This window comes from Trabulsiella odontotermitis (assembly GCF_001297775.1).
GTDB classification, from domain to species: Bacteria; Pseudomonadota; Gammaproteobacteria; order Enterobacterales; family Enterobacteriaceae; genus Trabulsiella; species Trabulsiella odontotermitis.
Genome location: NZ_LIFX01000010.1, coordinates 110,456 through 135,056, shown reverse-complemented (window position 1 = coordinate 135,056; position 24,601 = coordinate 110,456). Strand labels below are relative to the sequence as shown.

20 protein-coding genes are annotated in these 24,601 nt (G+C 56.5%); 8 read left to right on the top strand and 12 right to left on the bottom strand.

All coding sequences use genetic code 11. From position 1 onward, the window contains the following. Position 1: 1 nt before the first annotated feature. Complete coding sequence (maeB, locus tag AOY23_RS14400) at positions 2–2,281, bottom strand: NADP-dependent oxaloacetate-decarboxylating malate dehydrogenase (RefSeq protein ID WP_054179461.1); 2,280 nt, start codon at positions 2,279–2,281, stop codon at positions 2–4. Positions 2,282–2,528: 247 nt separating this feature from the next. Between maeB and tkt the strand changes: the two genes are divergently transcribed. Next, complete coding sequence (gene tkt / locus AOY23_RS14395) at positions 2,529–4,523, top strand: transketolase (RefSeq protein ID WP_054179460.1); 1,995 nt, start codon at positions 2,529–2,531, stop codon at positions 4,521–4,523. Here the strand turns inward: tkt and AOY23_RS14390 are convergent. From AOY23_RS14390 to aegA, 3 genes are all read right to left on the bottom strand, one after another. Then, positions 4,513–5,556 carry a DUF1176 domain-containing protein gene (locus tag AOY23_RS14390; protein ID WP_054179459.1) on the bottom strand — a complete coding sequence of 348 codons (1,044 nt, stop codon included), beginning with the start codon at positions 5,554–5,556 and terminating at the stop codon, positions 4,513–4,515. The genes tkt and AOY23_RS14390 overlap by 11 nt on opposite strands. Before the next feature lie 129 nt (positions 5,557–5,685). Further along, positions 5,686–6,261 carry a GDP-mannose pyrophosphatase NudK gene (nudK, locus tag AOY23_RS14385; protein WP_054179458.1) on the bottom strand — a complete coding sequence of 192 codons (576 nt, stop codon included), beginning with the start codon at positions 6,259–6,261 and terminating at the stop codon, positions 5,686–5,688. A gap of 57 nt (positions 6,262–6,318) precedes the next feature. After that, positions 6,319–8,292, bottom strand: a complete 1,974-nt coding sequence (gene aegA / locus AOY23_RS14380) for a formate-dependent uric acid utilization protein AegA (protein ID WP_054179457.1) — start codon at positions 8,290–8,292, stop codon at positions 6,319–6,321. A gap of 330 nt (positions 8,293–8,622) precedes the next feature. Between aegA and acrD the strand changes: the two genes are divergently transcribed. Beyond that, on the top strand, positions 8,623–11,736 hold the full coding sequence (acrD, locus tag AOY23_RS14375; RefSeq protein ID WP_054179456.1) for a multidrug efflux RND transporter permease AcrD: 3,114 nt from the start codon (positions 8,623–8,625) through the stop codon (positions 11,734–11,736). A 143-nt stretch (positions 11,737–11,879) separates the two neighbouring features. Here the strand turns inward: acrD and ypfM are convergent, their stop codons facing one another. Beyond that, a complete protein-coding gene (gene ypfM / locus AOY23_RS22615) occupies positions 11,880–11,939 on the bottom strand; it encodes a protein YpfM (protein ID WP_001386977.1) in 60 nt (19 codons plus the stop codon). 347 nt (positions 11,940–12,286) lie between these two features. Between ypfM and AOY23_RS14370 the strand changes: the two genes are divergently transcribed. From AOY23_RS14370 to AOY23_RS14360, 3 genes are read left to right on the top strand one after another with little or no spacing between them, the layout of a single operon-like run. Beyond that, complete coding sequence (locus tag AOY23_RS14370; RefSeq protein WP_054179455.1) at positions 12,287–12,646, top strand: ArsC family reductase; 360 nt, start codon at positions 12,287–12,289, stop codon at positions 12,644–12,646. Positions 12,647–12,679: 33 nt separating this feature from the next. Continuing rightward, entirely contained in the window at positions 12,680–13,807 is a 1,128-nt protein-coding gene (gene dapE, locus AOY23_RS14365) for a succinyl-diaminopimelate desuccinylase (RefSeq protein ID WP_054179454.1), read from the top strand. Between the two features lie 26 nt (positions 13,808–13,833). Continuing rightward, a complete protein-coding gene (locus AOY23_RS14360; protein WP_054179453.1) occupies positions 13,834–14,034 on the top strand; it encodes a YpfN family protein in 201 nt (66 codons plus the stop codon). Positions 14,035–14,072: 38 nt separating this feature from the next. On the opposite strand, the gene ypfH is transcribed toward AOY23_RS14360, so the two are convergent. The 6 genes from ypfH to dapA form a co-directional block, all read right to left on the bottom strand. Next, on the bottom strand, positions 14,073–14,771 hold the full coding sequence (ypfH, locus tag AOY23_RS14355; protein ID WP_054179452.1) for an esterase: 699 nt from the start codon (positions 14,769–14,771) through the stop codon (positions 14,073–14,075). Positions 14,772–14,844: 73 nt separating this feature from the next. Beyond that, positions 14,845–16,860 (bottom strand): tRNA(Met) cytidine acetyltransferase TmcA, encoded by a 2,016-nt coding sequence (locus AOY23_RS14350; protein ID WP_054179451.1) that lies wholly within the window; start codon positions 16,858–16,860, stop codon positions 14,845–14,847. An 8-nt stretch (positions 16,861–16,868) separates the two neighbouring features. Beyond that, entirely contained in the window at positions 16,869–17,732 is an 864-nt protein-coding gene (gene ypfJ / locus AOY23_RS14345) for a KPN_02809 family neutral zinc metallopeptidase (RefSeq protein ID WP_054179592.1), read from the bottom strand. 126 nt (positions 17,733–17,858) lie between these two features. Continuing rightward, complete coding sequence (gene purC / locus AOY23_RS14340) at positions 17,859–18,572, bottom strand: phosphoribosylaminoimidazolesuccinocarboxamide synthase (RefSeq protein ID WP_054179450.1); 714 nt, start codon at positions 18,570–18,572, stop codon at positions 17,859–17,861. 109 nt (positions 18,573–18,681) lie between these two features. Then, complete coding sequence (gene bamC / locus AOY23_RS14335) at positions 18,682–19,716, bottom strand: outer membrane protein assembly factor BamC (RefSeq protein WP_054179449.1); 1,035 nt, start codon at positions 19,714–19,716, stop codon at positions 18,682–18,684. A 16-nt stretch (positions 19,717–19,732) separates the two neighbouring features. Beyond that, a complete protein-coding gene (gene dapA / locus AOY23_RS14330; protein ID WP_054179448.1) occupies positions 19,733–20,611 on the bottom strand; it encodes a 4-hydroxy-tetrahydrodipicolinate synthase in 879 nt (292 codons plus the stop codon). A gap of 153 nt (positions 20,612–20,764) precedes the next feature. Here dapA and AOY23_RS14325 point away from each other — a divergent pair, with 153 nt between their 5' ends. Then, positions 20,765–21,337 (top strand): glycine cleavage system transcriptional repressor, encoded by a 573-nt coding sequence (locus AOY23_RS14325; RefSeq protein ID WP_054179447.1) that lies wholly within the window; start codon positions 20,765–20,767, stop codon positions 21,335–21,337. Next, positions 21,337–21,807, top strand: a complete 471-nt coding sequence (gene bcp / locus AOY23_RS14320; protein ID WP_038156982.1) for a thioredoxin-dependent thiol peroxidase — start codon at positions 21,337–21,339, stop codon at positions 21,805–21,807. The genes AOY23_RS14325 and bcp overlap by 1 nt, the downstream gene beginning before the upstream one ends. 35 nt (positions 21,808–21,842) lie before the next feature. Here the strand turns inward: bcp and AOY23_RS14315 are convergent, their stop codons facing one another. After that, positions 21,843–22,904: an AI-2E family transporter gene (locus AOY23_RS14315; protein WP_054179446.1), complete on the bottom strand. Its 1,062-nt coding sequence runs from the start codon at positions 22,902–22,904 to the stop codon at positions 21,843–21,845. Between the two features lie 224 nt (positions 22,905–23,128). On the opposite strand from AOY23_RS14315, the gene bepA reads away from it, so the two are divergent. Continuing rightward, positions 23,129–24,592, top strand: a complete 1,464-nt coding sequence (gene bepA, locus AOY23_RS14310) for a beta-barrel assembly-enhancing protease (protein ID WP_054179445.1) — start codon at positions 23,129–23,131, stop codon at positions 24,590–24,592. Positions 24,593–24,601: the final 9 nt, after the last annotated feature.

Sequence of the window (24,601 nt, the reverse complement as noted above, 5' to 3'; positions counted from 1 at the left end):
ATTACAGCGGCTGGGTCTGCGCTTCAACCACCGCCAGTGCCACCATATTCACGATACGGCGAACCGAGGCAATCGGCGTCAGCACATGCACCGGTTTCGCCACACCCATCAGTACCGGCCCGATGGTCACCCCTTCTGAACTGGAGACGCGTAACAGGTTATAGCTGATACGCGCCGCTTCCATGTTTGGCATCACCAGAATGTTGGCAGAGCCTTTCAGGGTGCTGTCCGGCATGCGTTCGTTGCGGATGCTTTCGACCAGCGCCGCGTCACCATGCATTTCACCGTCGATCATCAGATCCGGCGCACGCTCACGCACCAGCGCCAGCGTTTTACGCATTTTCAGCGCCGCCGGGCAATCTGAGGTACCGAAGTTTGAGTGCGACAGCAACGCCACGCGCGGTTCAATACCAAAGCGACGCACGGTTTCCGCCGCCATCAGCGCGATTTCCGCCAGCTGTTCCGGCGTCGGATCGTCGTTGACGTAGGTATCAGCAATGAAGGTGTTGCCGCTCGGCAGCAGCAGTGCGTTCATCGCACCCGCGGTATGAATTCCGTCACGATAGCCAAACAGCTGTTGGATCACGCTGAAGTGCTCGTGATAGTCCCCGATGGTGCCGCAGATCAGCGAATCGGCTTCGCCACGCAATACCATCAGCGCGCCAATTACCGTGGTGTTGCTGATCACCGCCCGCTGCGCCTGCTCCTGAGAGACACCGCGGCGTTTCGTCAGCTGGTAATACTCGCTCCAGTACTCTTTGAAACGCGGGTCGGACTCATTGTTGACGATTTCAAAATCAACGCCCGGTTTGATCTGCAGACCGAGTTTCTGAATACGCATTTCGATCACGCTCGGGCGACCGATAAGGATCGGTTTCGCCAGGCCGAGGGTAATCAGCTCCTGCGTGGCATGCAGCACGCGGCTGTCTTCCCCTTCTGCCAGCACCACACGCTTCGGATCTTTGCGCGCCAGCGAGAAAATCGGTTTCATGAACAGGTTGGTTTTGTAGACGAATTCACTGAGCTTATCGATGTAAACGTCGAAGTCCGCAATCGGACGCGTTGCCACGCCGGAATCCATCGCCGCTTTCGCCACTGCCGGTGCAATTTTGACAATCAAACGCGGGTCGAACGGTTTCGGGATCAGGTATTCCGGGCCGAAGCTCAGATCCTGGTCTGCATACGCTGAGGCCACCACTTCGCTCTGCTCGGCATGAGCCAGATCGGCGATAGCATGAACCGCCGCCAGCTTCATCTCTTCGTTGATCGCCGTTGCGCCAACGTCCAGCGCGCCACGGAAGATGAACGGGAAGCACAGCACGTTGTTGACCTGGTTCGGGTAGTCAGAACGGCCGGTGCAGATAATAGCGTCAGGACGGACTTCTTTCGCCAGATGCGGCAGGATTTCCGGCTCCGGGTTTGCCAGCGCCAGAATCAGCGGCGCACGGGCCATTTTCTTGACCATTTCCGGTGTCAGTACGCGCGGGCCGGAGCAGCCGAGGAAGATGTCCGCATTTTCGATAACGTCGTCGAGGGTACGTTTACCGTTATCTTCCACCGCATAAGCCGCTTTGGTTTCGGCCATATTCGGTTCGCGGTTCTTGTAAATCACGCCTTTGGAGTCGCAGACCACAATGTTGTGTTTCTGCATGCCCAGCGCCACCAGCAGGTTCATACAGGCGATGGCCGCCGCACCTGCGCCGGACACCACCATACGGACGTCGGAGAGTTTTTTCTCAATCACCCGCAGGCCGTTAAGAATGGCGGCGGTGCTGATGATCGCGGTCCCATGCTGATCGTCATGGAACACCGGAATATTCATGCGCTCGCGCAACTTCTGTTCAATGTAAAAACATTCTGGCGCTTTGATGTCTTCGAGGTTAATCCCGCCGAAGGTTGGCTCGAGGGCAGCAACAACGTTAATAAACTTGTCAGGATCCAGTTCATCAACTTCGATATCGAAGACGTCGATACCGGCAAATTTCTTGAACAGGACACCCTTTCCTTCCATGACCGGCTTACCCGCGAGCGCGCCGATGTTACCGAGACCCAGGACTGCCGTGCCGTTGGACACGACCGCAACCAGATTGCCGCGCGCTGTATATTTGTAAGCTTTCAGCGGATCTTTTTCGATTTCCAGACACGGTGCTGCCACACCCGGCGAATAGGCCAGCGCCAGATCGCGCTGCGTGGCGAGGGGTTTGGTCGGCGAGACCTGAATTTTCCCCGGAACCGGAAACTCGTGGAAATCAAGGGCACTTTGTTTCAACTGGTCATCCATTAGATTTTCCTTTCACGTATCGTTTTCTTGGTTGGAAATGCGCTGTTACGTCTCCTCGACTGACGTCCGAGTATCTCTCCTGCCGGATTCGTAAACTTTGATGGCCGCCATACTTGTTGAAAGAAACGTTTGCTTGTTATTAATTTTGATTATCTATGTTACCGGGTCTTCGCCGCATTGCCAGCCCCGTCTGCTATGCTTTTTGTCTGGTTTACCGCTAATTTAAACCAACGCGACGGAGTGAATTATGTCCCGAAGAGAGCTTGCAAACGCGATTCGCGCCTTAAGTATGGATGCCGTCCAGAAAGCCAATTCCGGCCACCCGGGCGCACCGATGGGCATGGCAGATATCGCCGAAGTCCTGTGGAACGACTTTCTCAAACACAATCCCACCGATCCCCACTGGTACGACCGTGACCGCTTTATTCTTTCCAACGGCCACGCCTCGATGCTGCTGTACAGTCTGCTGCATCTGGCCGGCTATGACCTGCCGATGGAAGAACTGAAAAACTTCCGCCAGTTGCATTCAAAAACGCCGGGTCACCCGGAACTGGGTTATACCCCGGGCGTCGAAACCACCACCGGTCCGCTCGGACAGGGGCTGGCGAACGCTGTCGGGCTGGCTATCGCCGAACGTACGCTGGCGGCGCAGTTCAACCGTCCGGGTCATGACATTGTCGATCACTACACCTGGGTCTTTATGGGCGATGGTTGCCTGATGGAAGGCATTTCCCATGAAGTCAGTTCCCTCGCCGGTACGCTGGGGTTGGGTAAGCTCATCGGCTTTTACGACAGCAACGGTATTTCGATTGATGGCGAAACCAAAGGCTGGTTTACCGACGACACGGCAAAACGTTTTGAGGCTTATCACTGGCATGTAGTCAACGATGTTGACGGCCATGATCCGGAGGCGGTGAAAAAAGCGATTCTGGAAGCGCAGAGCGTGAAAGATAAGCCTTCGCTGATTATCTGCCGCACCGTCATCGGCTTTGGCGCGCCGAATAAAGCCGGTAAGGAAGAGGCGCACGGCGCGGCGCTCGGTGAAGAAGAGGTCGCACTGGCACGGCAGAAACTGGGCTGGAAACACCCGGCGTTTGAAATTCCAAAAGAGATTTATCAGGGCTGGAACGCGCAGGAAAAAGGCGAAAAAGCCCAACAGGCGTGGAAAGAGAAACTGGCGGCCTACGAAAAAGCGCACCCGGAACTGGCTGCGGAATTTACGCGTCGCATGAGCGGCGGTCTGCCGGAAAACTGGTCGCAGACGGTGCAGGCGTACATTGAGAAAATGCAGTCGGAACCGGCGAAAATCGCCAGCCGCAAAGCGTCGCAAAACGCCCTCAATACCTACGGCCCGCTGTTGCCGGAACTGCTTGGCGGCTCGGCGGATCTGGCGCCCAGCAACCTGACCATCTGGAAAAATTCCGTCTCGCTGAAGGACGATCCGGCGGGCAACTACATCCACTATGGCGTGCGCGAGTTCGGGATGACGGCCATCGCCAACGGTATCGCCCATCACGGCGGTTTTGTCCCTTATACCGCGACGTTCCTGATGTTCGTGGAATACGCCCGTAACGCCGCCCGAATGGCAGCGCTGATGAAAGCGCGGCAGATTATGGTGTATACCCATGATTCCATCGGGCTCGGCGAAGATGGTCCGACGCACCAGGCGGTAGAACAGCTCGCCAGCCTGCGCCTGACACCGAATTTCAGTACCTGGCGCCCCTGCGATCAGGTTGAAACGGCAGTGGCGTGGAAAGCGGCAGTGGAGCGGCACGACGGCCCTACGGCGCTGATCCTGTCGCGGCAAAACCTCACCCAGATGGAGCGCACGCCGCAACAGGTGAAGGAGATTACGCGAGGCGGTTATGTGCTGAAAGACGCAGGTGGCAAGCCGGACATCATTCTGATTGCCACCGGTTCGGAAGTGGAGATCACCGTGCTGGCGGCCGAAAAATTGCGTGCGGAAGGGGTGAACGTGCGCGTGGTATCGCTCCCCTCAACCAATGTGTTTGATGCGCAGGACGAGGCGTACCGTGAGTCGGTATTGCCGTCAAACGTCAGCGCACGTGTCGCGGTTGAGGCGGGTATTGTCGATTACTGGTACAAATATGTCGGCCTGAAAGGCGCGATTGTCGGGATGACGGGTTATGGCGAATCGGCACCTGCCGATAAGCTCTTCCCCTTCTTCGGCTTTACCGTGGACAACGTGGTCGCGAAAGCGAAAAAAGTGCTTAACGGGTGATCCACAACGTGGGCCAGGCATCTGGCCCCTGCCACTCATCACACTCGGGCTGTTCGGCATAGCGGACCAGACGGAAACGCTGACCATCATAGCGCCAGCGTGTCGTCACGCCGCAGTCGCCCAGCCCGCGTGCTTTATCCAGCGTCACCAGCTCACGGCTTTTGATATCAAACGAGGCGTTGACCAGTTCAACGTCGCGCGTCTCACTGGCAGGCTGGAACGGCAGTCGCAGCCGGACCGGTTGTGCCGCAAAGGGTTTCTGGCGGGAGACGAACCACGCGCGGTAGATGGTGTTATAAGCGCCGGATTCGCAGCTTAGCATCATCAGCGCTTTGTCATCGGTCAGCGCCGTCACCCACACTTCGCGCCGCATCGGATCAAGCGAACACTGGCTGTTGTTCATCCGCCAGCTACCGTAATCCATCAGATCGTTACTCTCTTCGCGAGTGAGCGGCGTCGGCGTGGGGTTGACTATCGCCACGCTTTTCAGCGCGGGCGCAGGAGGGACGCTGAGCGGTGGATCATCACCTTTGCGGATCCAGGCGGTTTCGCTGCCCACGCGCTTTTGTTGACTGTCGATGAACAACAGCGCGGCCTTCAGCCCTTGCAGGGAAATGGCCTGTAAGCCTTTGTCTAAGGTGATCGCCTGCCCGTCCTGCACCTGCTGAAGAAAGGCGTTGATGGTGGCGCTATCGCCAGTGGTGAGTTGCCAGGGCGACATTTGCCAGTGTTCGCCGCCCGGTTTGAGCGGTTTACCGTCCAGCATGAGCCGGGAAGCGATGGCAGAAACACTGGCGGGCGGTTCATCGAGCCCGCCCAGTTCGATACGCAGCGCCGCGTCGGTGCGCGCTCCCGCGCTGCGGCTCAGGGTCATGACCAGCCCGTGGTGTAATCCGATATTGCGCGCCACGCAGAAATTCTGGTTATTACAGGTCACCAGCCAGTCGGTAAAGACCTGCTGCGCTGGCGCCGCCCACGTCAATGACGTCGGCAGCAAACCGAAAAGCAAAAAGAGGAAAACGCGATGGCGCATGAACGGCACGACCCCAGGAGAAAAAAGCATCAACATACTGAGACGGTATCTTCACTGGCGAAGCGGTGGCACTCAATCAGATTTATCGGATAGATCCATATAAAAACAGGGCTATTTTCTATAACAAAATCAAGACATTAATGATGAATTTTGCAAATATTGCAGCAAGATCACGGCCTTGCCATCACGGATTTCACCGTGCTTCACCATCTGCAATGCCTGAGCAAACGGGATTTCCAGCACCTCGATGGCTTCGTCTTCAACACCGCCACCGGCATTCGCCCGCTGACCATCGTGATATTCCGCAATGTAAAAATGGATGAGTTCCGTCACGCCGCCGGGCGACATATACAGCTCAAACAGTTTCTGTACCTCGCCGACGGCAAAACCGGTCTCTTCGATGGCCTCTTTGCGAATGCAGACTTCCGGCTCGTCATCGTCCAGCAGGCCCGCGCAGGTCTCAATCAACATGCCGTCTTCGTTGCCGTTTACCCAGGTGGCGACACGAAACTGGCGCACCAGCACCACGGTTTGCTTTTCACGGTTATAGAGCAGGATAGTGGCGCCGTTGCCGCGATCGTACACTTCGCGCTTATGACGTACGGTCTCGCCATAAGCCGGGGTTAATTCATAGGTGATATTGCGCAGGATGAAATAGTTTTCAGAAAGGATTTTATCTTTGATGACGTTAATGGTGAGCGACATAACGGTTCCACAGCAGTAACAGGTATCACCATACTACGCCGTGGAACCCCTTTGTCGTCAATGCAGGTGAGAGAATTTCACCTCCAGCCAGTCGAGGATACCGTGCGCCGCGTGACGCCCCTCCGCCATGGCTGTCACGACCAGATCCGCGCCGCGCACCGCATCGCCACCGGCGAAAATTTTCGGATTAGTCGTCTGATAGGGATAACGACTTTCGACATTTGCCGCAATGCGCCCCCAGTCATCAACCTGCACACCCTGCCGTTCCAGCCACGGCATACCGTGAGGATGGAAACCAAACGCCATGATCACCGCATCGGCTGGCATCACAAACTCGCTGCCGTCGATGGGCACCGGGCGACGACGCCCTTTTACATCCGGCTCGCCCATGCGGGTACGCCGCAATTTCACGCCACACACCTGCCCGGCGTCGTCCAGTTCGAGCGTCACGGGCTGCACGTTGAATTCAAATTCCGCCCCCTCTTCGCGGGCGTTCTTCACCTCTTTTTTCGAGCCAGGCATATTGGCTTCGTCGCGGCGGTAGGCGCAGGTCACTTTACTGGCACCGTGACGCAATGCGGTACGCACGCAGTCCATCGCCGTATCGCCCCCGCCCAGCACCACCACATTCAGACCCGCAGTGTTGATGTACGGTTCGTCCGGCAGCGCCTCGAGCCCCATCACCCGTTTGGTGTTGGCGATCAGGAACGGCAGCGCGTCGTAGACACCGGGCGCGTCTTCGTTCGGCAGATCCGCTTTCATCGAGCGATAGGTACCAGTGCCGACAAACACCGCGTCGTAGTCGTCCAGCAGCGTCTGAAGCGGGATGTCACGGCCAATTTCGCAGTTCAGCTCAAAGCGCACACCCATCTGGCTGAAAATCTCGCGACGACGCGCCAGCAGGGATTTGTCGAGTTTAAAGGCCGGAATGCCAAAAGTCAGCAACCCGCCGATTTCCGGGTGGCGATCAAACACCACCGGCTCGATACCGTGGCGCACCAGCAAATCAGCACAGGCCAGCCCCGCCGGTCCCGCGCCAATAATCGCCACCCGTTTACCTGTCGCGGTGACGTGCGAAAGATCGGGCCGCCAGCCTTTCGCCAGCGCCTGATCAGAAATGTAACGTTCGATGTTGCCGATCGACACCGCGCCATGCGTATCGCGCAGCGTACAGGCGCCTTCGCAGAGCCGGTCCTGTGGGCAGACGCGCCCGGTAATCTCCGGCAGGCAGTTGGTCTGATGAGAGAGCACCACCGCGCCGTCGATATCACCGGCCTTCACGCGTTCAACCCACTGGGGAGTATGGTTATGCAGCGGGCACGTCCATTCGCAGACGCTGTGTTCGCCGCATTTCAGGCAGCGCAGCGACGCCTGCCGGGCCTGCTCATCGCGAAACGGCAGATAAATCTCGGCAAAACTGGTTTTCCGCGACGCCAGGTCGAGCTTGTCCGGCTCAAAACGGGGAGCCGTTTTCGCCATTTTTTCAGCGAGCGTGATGGGAGCAACAGCGGGTGCCGCGGCATGCCAGGACTGCGTTTCCTGGCGCACCGTCCGCAAACGGCGCTGGCGGGAGAGCGTGGTCAGGGCGTCATGGCTGAATACCTGCAGGGCATCCGCCGGGCAATTCTCCACGCAGGCCGGGCCATTTTCGCGATCAATACAGAGATCGCACTTGTGCGCGCTGGCTTTTACTTTTCCGGCAGCGACTGGCGTCACCACCACCTGCATCGTGCCGAACGGGCAGGCCACCACGCAGGATTTGCAGCCAATGCACTTTTCCTGATTCACCTGCACGCTGTCATTGTGCAGACTGATGGCGCCATTCGGGCAGCTACGCGCGCAGGGCGCGTCTTCACAATGATGGCAGGTGACCGCACTGCGCTGCGTTTCATTTTTAACCACGGTGATCCGTGGCCGGAAACGCGCTGGCGTCAAAACATGCGCTTCACCGTTATGCGCCATCACGCAGGCCACTTCACATGCGCGGCATCCAATGCATTTCTGGCTGTCTGCCACAATAAATCGGTTCATAGTATCCCTGACATTTAGCCTTCACCTGATAAGGCTATTGTATTAACCGACGATCGCAGGGCCGACAATGTTCATTTGCCCATAAAAGGGCATTAATTCCCGGTTACCTGTGGCAGATCAAAAAATTTCCGCTTCAATGAAACTACGTTTCAGTCACCATGCTACAAGGGGTTTTCGTGGAGAAGATCAGTTTTGTATGGACACGCGGTAAAGACGCATGATTATTTACACTATCTCCTTTTTTTCTCCACGATTGCTTCAGCCCTTGCGGCTACAGTGTGACGACCAACGTGATAACAATAAAACACGCATTATGAGGTCCTGATTGCAATGGCGAATTTCTTTATTGATCGCCCCATTTTTGCCTGGGTTCTGGCCATTCTGTTGTGCTTAACCGGCACGCTGGCCATTTTCTCGTTACCGGTGGAGCAATATCCCGACCTTGCGCCGCCTAACGTACGCATCAACGCCAACTACCCGGGCGCTTCCGCACAGACACTGGAAAATACCGTGACACAGGTGATCGAGCAGAACATGACCGGTCTCGATAACCTGATGTACATGTCGTCACAGAGCAGCTCTACGGGTCAGGCGAGTGTTACGCTGAACTTCGCCGCAGGGACCGATCCGGATGAGGCCGTACAGCAGGTACAAAACCAGTTGCAGTCGGCGATGCGTAAACTCCCGCAGGCGGTGCAGACGCAAGGGGTCACCGTACGTAAAACCGGTGATACCAACATCCTGACCATCGCCTTCGTGTCGACGGACGGCAGTATGGATAAGCAGGATATCGCCGACTATGTCGCCAGTAACATTCAGGATCCGCTGAGCCGCGTTAACGGCGTCGGCGACATCGACGCTTATGGCTCGCAGTACTCCATGCGGATCTGGCTCGATCCAACCAAACTCAACAGCGTGCAGATGACGACACAGGACGTCACCGACGCTATCTCTTCTCAGAATGCACAGATCGCCGTTGGTCAGTTAGGCGGTACGCCGTCAGTGGACAAACAGGCGCTGAACGCGACGATCAACTCGCAGTCGCTGTTGCAGACGCCGCAGCAGTTCCGCGACATCACCCTGCGGGTGAATCAGGACGGCTCTGTCGTGACGCTCGGCGATGTCGCTACTGTCGAGATGGGGGCGGAGAAATATGACTACCTGAGCCGCTACAACCGCAACGCGGCGTCCGGGCTGGGGGTTAAGCTCGCCTCCGGCGCCAACGAAATGGCGACGGCGGAGCGCGTTATCTCGCGGCTTAACGAGCTGTCAGAGTATTTCCCCCATGGGCTGGAATACAAAATCGCCTATGAAACCACTTCGTTCGTCAAAGCGTCGATTACCGATGTGGTGAAAACCCTACTGGAAGCGATTTTGCTGGTCTTCCTGGTGATGTACCTGTTCCTGCAAAACTTCCGCGCCACGCTTATCCCGACCATCGCCGTTCCGGTGGTGCTACTGGGGACGTTCGCCATTCTCTATGCCTTCGGCTACAGCATTAACACCCTCACCATGTTCGCCACGGTGCTCGCCATCGGCCTGCTGGTGGACGACGCGATCGTGGTGGTGGAAAACGTGGAACGTATTATGAGTGAGGAAGGCCTGTCGCCGCGCGATGCCACGCGGAAATCGATGGGCCAGATCCAGGGCGCACTGGTGGGGATTGCGATGGTGCTGTCGGCGGTATTCATTCCGATGGCTTTCTTTGGCGGCACTACCGGGGCAATTTACCGCCAGTTCTCGGTCACCATTGTTTCCGCGATGGTGCTGTCGGTGCTGGTGGCGATGATCCTGACGCCAGCGCTCTGCGCCACGCTGCTCAAACCGCTTCACAAGGGCGAGCATCACGGTCAGCGCGGTTTCTTCGGCTGGTTCAACCGCCATTTCAACGCCAACGCGCGCCGTTACGAAACGTACGTCGGTAAAATTCTGCACCGTAGCCTGCGCTGGATGCTGATTTACGTTCTGCTGCTGGCCGCCATGGTGGTGCTGTTCCTGCGCCTGCCGACCTCTTTCCTGCCACAGGAAGACCGCGGTATGTTCCTCACCTCTATTCAGTTGCCAAGCGGTTCGACGCAGCAGCAGACGCTGAAAGTGGTGGAAAAAGTTGAGGACTATTTCTTCAGCCATGAAAAAGACAATGTGAACTCGATTTTCGCCACCGTCGGTTCCGGCCCTGGTGGTAACGGCCAGAACGTCGCACGTATGTTTATCCGCCTGAAAGACTGGGACGAGCGTGACAGCAAAACCGGCACCTCGTTTGCCATCATCGAACGGGCAACAAAAGCCTTCGCGCAGATCAACGAAGCGCGCGTCTTTGCCAACAACCCACCGGCGATCAGCGGGCTGGGCAGTTCGGCGGGCTTTGATATGGAGCTTCAGGATCATGCCGGAGCCGGGCATGACGCGCTGATGGCCGCGCGTGACCAGCTTCTGGAACTGGCCGCCAAAGATGACCGTCTGACGCGCGTGCGGCACAACGGTCTGGATGACAGCCCGCAGTTGCAGATCGATATCGATCAGCGCAAAGCGCAGGCGCTTGGGGTGTCCATTGATGATATCAACGACACACTGCAAACTGCGTGGGGGTCGAGCTATGTGAACGACTTTATGGATCGCGGTCGCGTGAAGAAAGTCTATGTGCAGTCTGCCGCCAAATACCGCATGCTGCCTGACGATATTGGTCGCTGGTATGTGCGTAACGCCAGCGGCACCATGGTGCCCTTCTCTTCCTTTGCCACCTCGCACTGGGAAACCGGCTCACCGCGTCTTGAGCGTTACAACGGTTATTCGGCGGTCGAAGTGGTGGGTGAAGCGGCGACAGGCGTCAGTACCGGTACCGCGATGGATATTATGGAAAACCTGGTTCGCCAGCTTCCGGGCGGTTTCGGCCTCGAATGGACTGCGATGTCCTATCAGGAACGTTTGTCCGGCGCACAGGCACCGGCGCTGTATGCCCTTTCCCTGCTGGTGGTTTTTCTCTGCCTGGCGGCGCTGTATGAGAGCTGGTCGGTACCGTTCTCCGTCATGCTGGTGGTGCCGCTGGGGGTTATCGGTGCGCTGCTGGCGACCTGGATGCGCGGGCTGGAAAACGACGTCTATTTCCAGGTTGGGTTATTGACGGTTATCGGCCTGTCGGCGAAGAACGCCATTTTGATTGTGGAATTCGCTAACGAAAGGAATGAGAAAGGGGAAGATCTGTTGACCGCCACGCTGGAAGCCTGCCGTCAGCGTCTGCGCCCGATTCTGATGACCTCGCTGGCCTTTATCTTCGGCGTGCTGCCAATGGCGACCAGTACCGGCGCCGGTTCCGGCAGTCAGCATGCGGTGGGCACTGGCGTAATGGGCGGGATGATTTCCGCGACCATTCTGGCCATCTTCTTCGTGCCGTTGTTCTTCGTGCTGGTACGGCGACGCTTCCCGTTACGTGAACGGCAAAAATAAACACCAGGCGACTTTCGGGTCGCCTTCTTTTATTATTCAGAATATATATCAAAAAAGGCGACCTTTAACGGGTCGCCTTTTATCGAATTCGATTTAAGTCAGAATTTTTTACATATTCTGTACTATTGCTTTTCTTTCCGGAATCATTTACGAAGCATAACTTCAATAAAGTCTTTCCAGTTCCCCAGTTCACGTTCAATCATAACGACCTCTCTTATAATTCTCAGTAGTCTACGTAAATTGATTGTGAATGTGAAGATCATTGAACCAATCACTGTGATTACCGAAACCAGCGACGGGTGCTGGTGTGAGCTAAATATGACCTGAGCAGGCTAAATTTGTTGTGACTTGCAGCAATATTTTGAAATACTGTCCCGGCAAAATATCCGACTTTTTTCAGCGTACACTTGTACCTATTTTTAATGCTGCATTATCATGCAACGCTTAATCAGAAATTATGCCCTGATAATACTTTCAGGTATTATTCTTCGCGTCCTTACTATTCGAATAATCTGACAAATTCACCTGCTTAAACACAAAAGGATTAACCATGATCGTCATGTACGGCATCAAAAACTGCGACACCATAAAAAAAGCCCGCCGCTGGCTGGAAGCGCATCAGATAGATTACCGCTTCCACGACTACCGCGTTGACGGGTTGGATGATGCATTATTACGCAGTTTTATCGCAGAATCAGGCTGGGAAGCGCTGCTGAACACTCGCGGCACCACCTGGCGAAAACTGGACGAATCCGTACGCGCCGGGATTGACAACGCCGATGCAGCCGCGGCGTTAATGCTCGAAATGCCAGCAATCATCAAACGCCCATTGCTCTGCGCGCCCGGTCAGCCTATGCTGCTGGGTTTCAGCGATTCCAGTTACCAGACCCATTTTCAGAATCATTCCTGAAGAATGATGACTTTTTTATATGAGGTGTAGTCTATGTCGTGCCCGGTCATCGAGCTGGCCCAACAGCTTATTCGCCGCCCCTCTCTCAGCCCCGATGATGCGGGGTGTCAGGCGTTACTGATTGAACGCCTGCGTAATATTGGCTTTACCGTCGAACATCTCGACTTTGGCGATACCCAGAACTTCTGGGCCTGGCGCGGAAAAGGCGAAACGCTGGCATTTGCCGGTCACACTGATGTCGTCCCGGCGGGTGATGCCGACCGTTGGATCAACCCGCCGTTTGAACCGACGATCCGCGACGGCATGCTGTTTGGCCGCGGCGCCGCTGACATGAAAGGTTCGCTGGCGGCGATGGTGGTTGCCGCCGAACGTTTCGTCGCCCAGCATCCGAACCACAATGGTCGTCTGGCGTTTCTTATCACCTCTGATGAAGAAGCCTCGGCGAAAAACGGCACGGTGAAAGTGGTTGAAGCACTGATGGAGCGCCGCGAGCGTCTTGACTATTGCCTGGTGGGCGAGCCGTCCAGCACTGCGGTGGTTGGCGATGTGGTCAAAAATGGTCGTCGCGGCTCTCTGACCTGTAACCTGACGATTCACGGCGTGCAGGGTCACGTGGCCTATCCGCATCTCGCCGATAACCCGGTACACCGCGCCGCGCCGTGGCTGACCGAGCTGGTGGGCATTGAGTGGGATCATGGTAATGAATTCTTCCCGCCGACCAGCATGCAGATTGCTAATATTCAGGCCGGTACCGGCAGCAACAACGTGATCCCTGGCGATCTGTTCGTCCAGTTCAACTTCCGTTTCAGTACCGAGCTGACCGATGAGATGATCAAAGCACAGGTCGTCGCCCTGCTGGAAAAATATCAGCTGCGCTACACTGTTGACTGGTGGCTTTCCGGTCAACCGTTCCTGACTGAACGCGGAAAACTGGTGGATGCGGTGGTCAATGCCATTGAGCACTATAATGAAATTAAGCCACAGTTGCTGACCACGGGCGGAACATCCGACGGACGTTTCATCGCGCGGATGGGCGCGCAGGTGGTTGAGCTTGGGCCGGTGAACGCGACCATTCATAAAATTAATGAATGCGTTAACGCCGCCGATCTTCAGCTACTTGCCCGCATGTATCAGCGCATCATGGAACAGCTCGTCGCTTAATAATTTTGACTTAAGAGGTAACGCACATGGAATGGCTGGCAAAATACTGGTGGATACTGGTGCTGGTGTTTCTGGTGGGGGTCATCATTAACGTGATTAAAGATCTCAGCCGGGTCGACCACAAGAAGTTTCTTGCCAACAAACCGGAGCTTCCCCCGCATCGTGATTTTAACGACAAGTGGGATGACGACGACGACTGGCCGGACAAAGACCAGCCGAAGAAGTGAATGTTGCCCGGCGGCGCTTCGCCTGCCGGGCAAAACAATCATAACAGTTCAATAATATCGTCGTCGTTGGGCTTACCGCCGCTCAGCGCTTCATCGAAATAGTGCTTCGGCACGGTATAGCGCAGATGGTCGAGCGCCAGTTGCATGCTGCGATCATCAATGGCGTGACCAAGATCGTCGACGATATCCAGCGTGACGTCGCCACCGGCGTTCAGCAACGCGTCCTGAGCCGCGACCGCGTGTGACAGCTCAATCACCCGGTCTTCACCGCCGTGGATCAAATGCACCGTCGTGGCAGTGGTGGCAGCCGTCGGCAGAGTCGCGAAACGGCCATTAAAGGCGATCACCCGCGAGGCCAGATTCGGCTCGGCTTTCACCCCTTCCAGTGCCATGATCGCCCCTTGTGAGAAGCCGATCAGCGCCGTTGCCAGCGGCCCGACGCCGCTCTGTTTCTGCCAGTAACGCACGACATCGATAAAGGTCGGCATGATGGCATCCACGCGCGCCTGACGACTCTCTTCCGTTATCCCCTGTACCGAAAACCACTGACGCCCCGGCGCAACGCCGCCCGGCTCTGCGCCGCCAATACTGACGATCAACGCATCCGGGAATAACGGCGCAAACCAGCTGCCAATCTCGCCCATCGAAACCGGGTTATCACCCACGCCGTGAAACAACAGCAGCAGTTGTTGCGCGGGTTTAGCAGGACTCTGGACGACAAAATGTTCGTGTTTCATAACGGTCTCCTTAGTGCCTGCCATTGTAGAACTCAGCCGAAAAATGACCATGCCATTTAACTGAATGAGTTCGTTAAAAAAATTGCAGTTGCTGCACCTGGCGTTGTAACTGACTGGCCCGCTGCGCATCAAGCGCCATCAGCGCCTGCGCTGTTTCATGACGTAGCTGCACCAGCAGCGCTTTACGTCCGCTCAGCCCGGCAGCGGAACACAGCTGCTCTTCGCTCTGTCGCTGCAATCGCCCCCGCAACAGCGGAATCGGCAAATCGACCGCCAGCGCCAGGCGATGCAGACTGCCGACGGCAGAGATGAATGGCCGGTGCGCCCAGGCGAAACTCGCCAGCTCATCCCGGTCATCATCACTAAGCTCATTATCACTAAGCATAGTGTCGGATGACGCAGGCAGCGGCAGCTTTTCGTCGATCCAGGGAGCGAGCCACTGCCCGTCGCGGCGCAAACGCTGATGTTCGTGGGTAGTGAGCCGTTCGCCTGCTTCCGTGAGTGGCAGGAGCGCCATTGCCGTGTAACAGCCGCTGCTCGCTTCACGATGCGCGCCCATGCGAACCAGCGTAAAACCACAGCGTTGCCAGAAACGCCACAACTCCGTGGTGTAGCCAAAGCTGACGGAGAGATAGTCGCAGCCCTGCGCCGCCGCTCTGGCGCGCGCCACCAGCGCCTGACCGATACCTTCACGCTGGCGGGACGGATGCACCGCAATGCGCGTAATGCGTCGTCCGATAAGCGTCGCGGCCAGTGGGCTTCCGCCATGCGCTGCCAGCGACTGCGCCACCAGGTTGCCGCGCGGACGACGATACCCGGCCCAGACGGCGCGGCTGAGGTCATCGCTCAGCCCGCCTTCATCAACCAGCCACAGCGCACCCGCCAGCCCCGCGTCGCTGCGGGCGCAGGCAAAATGTTGCCCGGGAGCGTCCATCATGCGGCGTAAATCCAGCGGCGAGGTCCGGTAATGAGCGCTGGAAAGCAATTGATACATGGCGGCAGGTAGCGCCGGTTGCGTTTGCCAGGCTGCGGGCTCCACGCTGTCATAACGCAGCTCGCCTGCCGGAAGATGGGTGAGACTGTCATCGGTGAACAACAGCGCATTGCTGATGACCGCTTCCAGCGGGCAACCCTGCGCCCAGCGAATCGGGCGGGAAAGGGTCAACTGGCGAAGATGAGTAAAGCGCGCGCAGAACTTCAGCAGAAAACCCCGCCCGGTGCCTTCATAACCCTGCACCGTGGTCGTCAGCAGCGTGCGTGGGAAGCGCGCTACCAGCTTTTGCAGCACCGGCGAGGGGATAGCCGCCGCTTCATCGACGATCAGCCAGTCAGCGTGCTCTTGCGACGCCAGTAGCGCATCCGGCGCGATAAAGCGGAACCGCTCACCGGCAAAGGCGGCCATGACGTCTGTCGCCCCACGTGCGGGTGCGGTGACGATGACCGTTCCCGTAAGCTGGCGAATGTGCATCCCCGCCAGCGCCGATTTCCCCCGCCCGCGTTCCGCCGTCACGGCGACCACGCCCGGCGGGCAGTCTGCCAGTTGCGCGAGGATCGCCGCTTGTTCAGCTTCCGGCTCACCGTTTGCCGGGTGCCACGTTTCTCTCGCCGGGTAGTCCGGAATGGGTAACGGCCGCGACTGACGCCAGATAAGCGTCTGCGGATCATCTGTCAGCGTGCGGCAGAAATGGTGAACAAAATGAGGAGTGGGAAGCGGTTGTGAGGATTCGCTCCAGCGACGCGCATCGTCATCAGGTTGTTGCGGCCAGACGTCAAAGGGCGGCGTCAGCAGCACCAGCCAGCTTCCTGCCTTCAGCGTCCCGGCGAGCGCGGCGAATGCCGAAGCGTCAAAGCCGCGGCGGGCATCAAAAATGGCATGGTGAAATTCGCGCCCGAGCAGCTTTGCCAGCGCGCCTTGCGGGCACCAGGGTTCAGGCAACGCCTGCGGCCCGACCTTCAACCAGTCGCCAGGCAGTTGTTGTTGCAGCGCCATCGCCTGTTGCAGGCTCCACGCCGCCTCACCACTGATAACCAGCAGGCGACGAATGCCTTCCTGTTTCATGCGCGCGGTCAGTGCGCAAATGGCTTCCATCAGCGGGATCAGAACCCTTTGCCGAAGGTATTACATTGCGCCGGATCACCGCCGTCATAACCGCGTTTAAACCAGGTGTAGCGCTGTTGCGAGGTACCGTGGGTAAAGCTGTCCGGCACAACGCGCCCCTGGCTCTGCTGTTGCAGACGATCATCACCGATGGCCTCAGCGGCATTCAGCGCTTCTTCCAGATCGCCCGCTTCGAGCACGCCCTGCTGCTGCATGTTATGGCCCCAGACGCCCGCGAAGCAGTCCGCCTGCAGTTCCATTCTCACCGACAACTGGTTCACCTGCGCCTGTGACGCGCCCTGCTGCATCTGCCGCACTTTCGGCTCAATGCCGAGCAGTTTCTGGACGTGGTGTCCCACTTCATGCGCGATGACATAGCCCTGAGCGAAATCACCTTCCGCGCCCAGTTTCTTTTTCATGTCATCGTAAAAGGAGAGATCGATATACACGGTGCTGTCTGCCGGGCAGTAGAACGGCCCCATCACCGATTGCCCCGTGCCACAGCCGGTACGGGTCGCGCCGCGATACATCACCAGACGCGGCTGCTGATACTGTTTACCTGACTGTCCGAAGATCTGGCTCCAGGTGTCTTCGGTGGTTGCCAGAATGACCGAGGTAAATTTAGCCGCTTCATCATCGTTCGGGCTGATAGAGGGTTGCGTCGACTGCTGGGAAATCGGCTGTCCGGTCAGCAGACCGGTGAGATCCACGCCGTAATAACCCGCGACGAGCACCACCACCAGCAGAATAATCCCGCCCTTGCCAGTGGGAATGCGAAACCCGCGCCCGCCCATCATCGGTGGACCGGAATCACTTCGTCTGTCTTCAACATTGTCGCTTTCGCGACGACCTTGCCAGCGCATAACAACCTCAAACTCTTTATTGATAATAGAGAGATCGTAGGCGGTTCGGCGGCGGATTACCATAGGAAACGAAACGAGAAAACTCAGAGGATGGATTATTCTCCTCTGAGTTTCGGGCAGGAAGGGTTAGTCGAGCTTCACACCAAGACGATGCGCGACTTCTTCATACGCTTCAATCAGGCCTCCGAGGCTCTGACGGAAACGGTCTTTGTCCATTTTATCCAGCGTTTCTTTGTCCCACAGACGGCTGCCATCCGGTGAAAATTCGTCGCCCAGCACGACTTTCCCTTTAAACAGGCCAAACTCCAGTTTGAAGTCGACCAGGATAAGACCCGCGTCATCGAACAGTTTTTTCAGCACATCGTTGGCTTTGTAAGTCAGCGCTTTCATCTGTGCCAGATTCTCTTTGCTCACCCAGCCAAAGGTTTCGCAGTAAGACTCGTTGACCATCGGATCATGCATGGCGTCGTTCTTCAGGAACATATCGAACAACGGCGGGTTCAGCGCGATGCCCTCTTCAATGCCCAGACGCTTCACCAGCGAGCCTGCGGCACGGTTACGCACCACGCACTCAACCGGTACCATCTCGAGTTTTTTCACCAGACATTCGGTATCAGACAACAGAGCTTCCATCTGAGTCGGGATGCCCGCCTCTTCGAGTTTGGTCATAATGAAATGGTTGAACTTGTTATTCACCATCCCTTTGCGGTCAAACTGTTCAATGCGCGCGCCATCCCCTGCTGACGTATCGTTACGGAATTCGAGCACCAACAGATCCGGATTTTCCGTGCTGTAAACGGTTTTCGCTTTGCCGCGATACAACTCAGCTTTCTTTTGCATCTTTTGTTACTCCACTCAAATAAAGTGATAAAAATGGCGTTTTTCTGCCGACGCACACGTTTGCGTCACTATACAGAAAAAAGGGCTGGATTGCGCCAGCCCTGTTGTATTACTTGCTGAATGCGGCCTGGAATACGGACACCAGGGCGTCATTCTGAGACTGCGTCAACGTGTGGCCTTTCGGGTCGATGAACTGCAGGCTGCTGCGGTTATCGAGGTCACCTACCTGCAACTTGTAGTCGCCGGAGACGAGACCCGGATCGCGGGCGCCCAGTTCCTGCCAGTTGCCGTCGGAGAGCGGTTTGTAGGTGACTGCGATGCTACCCTGAGAACGGGTGCGATCGGTCACTTCCATGCCCACTTTCTTCAGCGTTGCCGGGAGACGGTCCCATACCTGATTAAACGGCGCGCGAACGACCAGCATCGGCAAGCCGGTGTCATCGGCGGCGCTCTGCACGTCAAAGGCGGCGCCATCGCGGCCCTGAGCGGCGTTCTGCGCGTTAGTCGCGTTCTGATCGAGGCCCGAAGAGATCACGTTCAGCATTTCAGTGCTGTAGCGCTGCATGGAGGCAGCGTCGGCAACCGGTTTGCCAGCCTGTTCAAGGTTGAGCAGTTTGACGACAACCGACTGCTGATAACCCTGTGGTTTGACAGAGACCTGATAGCGACCACGGTACTGCTCGTCTTCATCAAGACGGTTCCAGTCAACCCAGTCCGTGCTCAACGTCTGCGAGGCGTCATCACGCTTGGTGATGGTGTAGTTCTTCGCCTGAAGAATGCTCACCACCTGAGGCCACAGCGAACCGCTACGACCGCTTTCCACTAACAGCGTGGCCGTGTCGCCGGTGAATTGGGTACGGGCACCGCTTACCAGCGCCAACGGCTGTGCCGGCGGACGGATGTCCAGCGCTTTACCCACTGCGCCATTACCGCGGGCAACAGGAATGTTATAGTCGCCGTTCTGAAGCGGCAGGATCATACCGGCAGGCGCATGAAGTTCAGCAAGCGGTGTTGCTTCCAGATAGGATTCATCACCGCTAACCTGACGCTTGTAGCGCGAATCAGAGCTGCAGGCCGCGAGGAGCAGAACAAGCGAAATACCCGCAACCTTCGCCAGGCGCGACTTCTGTACTGAGTAAGCCATCAAATCTCCCTAAACTTTACAGCAGACCGGCGTGCTTAAGCGCACTGGCGACGATGTGACGACCGTTGTCGGTAATCGGCGTCATCGGCAGGCGCAGCGTGTCGGTTGCTACAAGTCCCAATTCCTTACAGGCCCATTTCACCGGGATCGGATTGGGTTCGACAAATAATTTATTGTGCAGTGGCATCAGACGCTGATTGATGACACGCGCTTCAGCAAACTTACCTTCAGCGGCCAGTTTACACATTTCCGCCATGTCACGCGCTGCCACGTTGGTCGTTACCGAAATAACGCCCTGACCGCCCAACTGCATGAAGTCCAGCGCCGTGGCATCATCACCGCTCAGCAGGATAAAGTCATCTGAAACCAGCTCTTTGATCTGGTGAACACGACTTAAGTTCCCCGTGGCTTCCTTAATACCGACAATATTTTTTACTTCTGCCAGGCGACCCACGGTCTCAGGCAGCATATCGCAGCCGGTACGCGACGGCACATTATACAGAATTTGCGGCAGGTCAGTATGTTCAGCGATGGTTTTGAAGTGCTGGAACAGCCCTTCCTGCGTCGGACGGTTGTAGTACGGCGTGACCGTCAGGCAGCCAACGATGCCGCTGTTATTGAAACGCTGAGTCAGGCTGATCGCCTCTGCGGTTGCATTGGCTCCCGTTCCGGCAATCACGGGAATGCGCCCGTCTGCCAGATCCAGCGTCATCATGACCACATCGCCATGTTCTTCGTGGCTTAATGTGGCGGATTCTCCGGTGGTGCCCACCGAAACGATCGCCGTGGTTCCATTGGCGACATGGTAATCAATCAATTTTTTCAGGCTAAGCCGATCGACATTACCTTTTTCATCCATCGGCGTGATAACCGCAACTATACTTCCCGTGAACATGGGCCATCCTCTGAGCAGACGTGCAGACAAGAGTTTCAATGGTACGTTTGGTCCCGTAATAAAAGCAAGCGACCAGAGCCGTTCTGAATGTTGTATGCCGGTTTTTTTTATGCTTTCCTTATGATTACCGCACCTTTTACAGGAAGAACAGGTTTGACAGCCTCATCACAACACTATCTGGTGATTACTGCACTGGGCGCCGACCGCCCAGGTATCGTGAATACAATCACCCGCCATGTCAGCAGCTGCGGCTGCAATATTGAAGACAGCCGTCTGGCGATGCTTGGCGATGAGTTCACCTTTATTATGCTGCTTTCCGGCAGCTGGAATGCCATTACCCTGATCGAATCAACATTACCGTTGAAGGGCGCGGAACTGGACCTGCTGATCGTGATGAAACGCACTACCGCAAGTCCGCGTCAGGCATTGCCATCCACCGTCTGGGTGCAGGTAGAGGTGCCGGATTCGCCGCACATCATCGAGCGTTTTACGGCATTGTTCGATACGTACAACACCAATATTGCGGAACTGGTTTCCCGCACACAACCGGGCGAGAACGCCAGCGCCGCGCAGTTATTCATTCAAATCACAGCGCACAGCCCTGCGTCGCAGGAAGTCTCAAATATCGAGCAAGCGTTTAAAGCACTATGTACAGAACTGAATGCACAAGGCAGTATAAGCATCGTCAATTATTCACAGCATGATGAACAAGATGGAGTTGAGTAATGAACCCACTGAAAGCCGGTGACATCGCACCGAAATTTAGCTTGCCCGATCAGGACGGTGAGCAAGTAAATTTGACCGACTTCCAGGGACAGCGTGTTCTGGTCTATTTTTACCCAAAAGCAATGACCCCAGGTTGTACGGTTCAGGCCTGTGGTCTGCGCGACAATATGGATGATTTGAAAAAGTCAGGCGTTGAAGTGCTGGGCATCAGCACCGATAAACCTGAAAAACTCTCCCGCTTTGCAGAAAAAGAGCTGCTGAACTTTACGTTGCTCTCCGATGAAGACCATCAGGTCTGCGAACAATTTGGCGTGTGGGGAGAAAAGTCCTTCATGGGGAAAACCTATGATGGCATCCACCGCATCAGTTTTCTGATTGATGCAGACGGCAAAATTGAGCACGTTTTCGATGACTTCAAAACCAGTAACCACCACGACGTAGTGCTGAACTGGCTGAAAGAGAACGCGTGATAAAAGGCCCGGTAAACAGTACCGGGCCTTTTACTTTATTCCTCAACCACCGGGCCATCCGGCCAGGCGTGGACCACGGCTTTGATGAGCGTCGCCAGCGGGATCGCAAAGAACACGCCCCAGAATCCCCATAACCCGCCGAAAATCACCACCGACAGAATAATCACCAGCGGATGCAGGTTAACGGCTTCCGAGAACAGGACCGGGACCAGCAGGTTGCCATCCAGCGCCTGAATAATCAGATATACCGCGAATACGCTCCAGAATTCGGTGCTGAGACCAAACTGGAACAGCGCCACGCCCACAACCGGGAACGTCACGACAAAAATACCGATGTACGGAATAAGCACTGAAAAACCGACCAGTACCGCCAGCAGCAGCGAATAATTGAGCCCGAACAGCACAAAGCCAATCCAGGTGGCGATGCTGACCACGATCATCTCAAACACTTTGCCACGAATGTAGTTGGTGATCTGCTGGTTCATCTCATTCCACACCTGCCCGGCCAGACCGCGATTCCGCGGCAACACACGACGCACGGCATTGAGCATCTGCTCTTTATCCTTGACGAGGAAAAAGACCATCAGCGGCACCAGCACCAGGTAAACGGAGATCGTGAGCAACCCAACTAATGACGCCAGCGAATATTTCACCACCGAGTCGCCGAGGGTCAGCATGCGGCTGCGCATATTCTCGGCCACCACATCGACAATCCCGACGTCCATCAGCGCCGGGAAACGACGCGGCAGCGTCGCGGCATAGCTCATGAGCTGATTGAGCATACCCGGCATATCGCGAATAAGATTAATACCCTGCTGCCAGACGATCGGCACCACCACCAGCGCCAGCAGGAGAAGAATGCCGACAAACAGCACCAGCACGATGGATGTCGCCCAGCGCCGCGAGCAACCGATACGCTCAAGTCTGATGGTTGGCCATTCCAGCAGATACGCCAGCACAATGGCGACCAGCAGCGGCGCTAAAAGACCGTTAAAGAAGAACAGGATCACAAACCCTGCCAGCAGAATGACCAGCAGCGCTATCGCCTCCGGATCGCTGAAGCGGCGGCGGTACCACTGCATTAACAACTCAAGCATAAAATCCTTCTTAGGACGCGTTGCGGGATTGCAGATCGTGAATTGTATCGAAATGTCACAAAAAAGACTCCGCTTTTTAATGTCGTCGCCACAAACAATAAAAGTCACAGAAAGAAGATTTCCAACCGTCTAACAGACAGCTACACTCCCATGACGAGTAACGGTGGAACATTCACGCTTTGCACCGGTCAAAAAGGCACATCCCACATTACAGGATTGAGGTTATGTTCACGCAGTTGAGAAAGACACTGGCGGCGACGCTGATAGCGTCTCTGACGCTGGGTCAATGTCTGCCCGCTTTTGCAGACTCTGCAGATACGTTGCCGGACATGGGCACCTCCGCAGGAAGCACGCTCTCCATTGGTCAGGAGATGCAGATGGGAGATTATTATGTGCGGCAGCTGCGCGGCAGTGCGCCGCTGATTAACGACCCGCTGTTAACGCAATACGTCAATAGCCTCGGCACACGACTGGTATCGCACGCCTATTCCGTACGCACACCGTTCCATTTTTTTCTGATTAACAACGACGAACTGAACGCCTTCGCCTTCTTCGGCGGTAACGTGGTGCTGCACTCCGCCCTGTTCCGCTATGCCGATACCGAAAGCGAGCTGGCGTCGGTCATGGCGCACGAAATTTCCCACGTTACGCAGCGTCACCTGGCGCGCGCCATGGAAGACCAGAAGCGCAACGCGCCACTGACCTGGGTCGGTGCGCTGGGCTCGATTTTACTGGCGATGGCTAACCCGCAGGCCGGGATGGCGGCGCTGACCGGGACGCTGGCGGGCACACAACAGGGGATGATCAGCTTCACCCGTCAGAACGAAGAAGAAGCGGATCGCATCGGCATCCAGGTGCTGCAACGCTCCGGGTTCGATCCCCAGGCGATGCCAGGGTTCATGGAAAAACTGCTCGACCAGTCCCGTTACTCGACACGTCCACCGGAAATGCTGCTGACGCACCCGTTGCCGGAAAGCCGTCTGGCGGATGCGCGTAACCGCGCCAACCAGATGCGCCCGGTTGTCGTGCAATCTTCTGAAGATTTCTACATGGCGAAAGCGAGAACCCTCGGCATGTACAATTCCGGTAAAAACCAGCTGACCAGCGATCTCCTCGACAACTGGGCGAAAGGCAATATACGCGAACAGCGCGCCGCCCAGTATGGCCGGGCGTTACAGGCGATGGGCACCAGTAATTATGCTGAAGCAAGCAAACTGCTGCAGCCGCTGCTGAGCGCCGACGGGCAAAACCCCTGGTATCTCGATCTGGCGACCGATATCGATCTCGGGCAGAAAAGAACCGGCGAAGCCATTAACCGTCTGAAAAACGCGCGCGACCTGCGCAACAATCCGGTATTGCAGCTGAACCTGGCCAACGCGTATATGGAAGGCGGTCAACCGGCTGAAGCCGTGACCCTTCTCAACCGCTATACTTTTAACAATAAAGACGACACCAACGGCTGGGATTTACTGGCGCAGGCGGAAGCGGCGCTGGGCAATCGTGATCAGGAACTGGCCGCGCGCGCTGAAAACATGGCGCTGGTGGGTCGTCTTGATCAAGCCATTTCCCTGCTGAGCAGCGCCAGCTCGCAGGTGAAACTCGGAAGTCTGCAACAGGCACGCTACGACGCGCGTATCGACCAGTTCCGCCAGTTGCAGGAACGCTTCCGTCCGTACAGCAAAATGTAAGGAGTAATG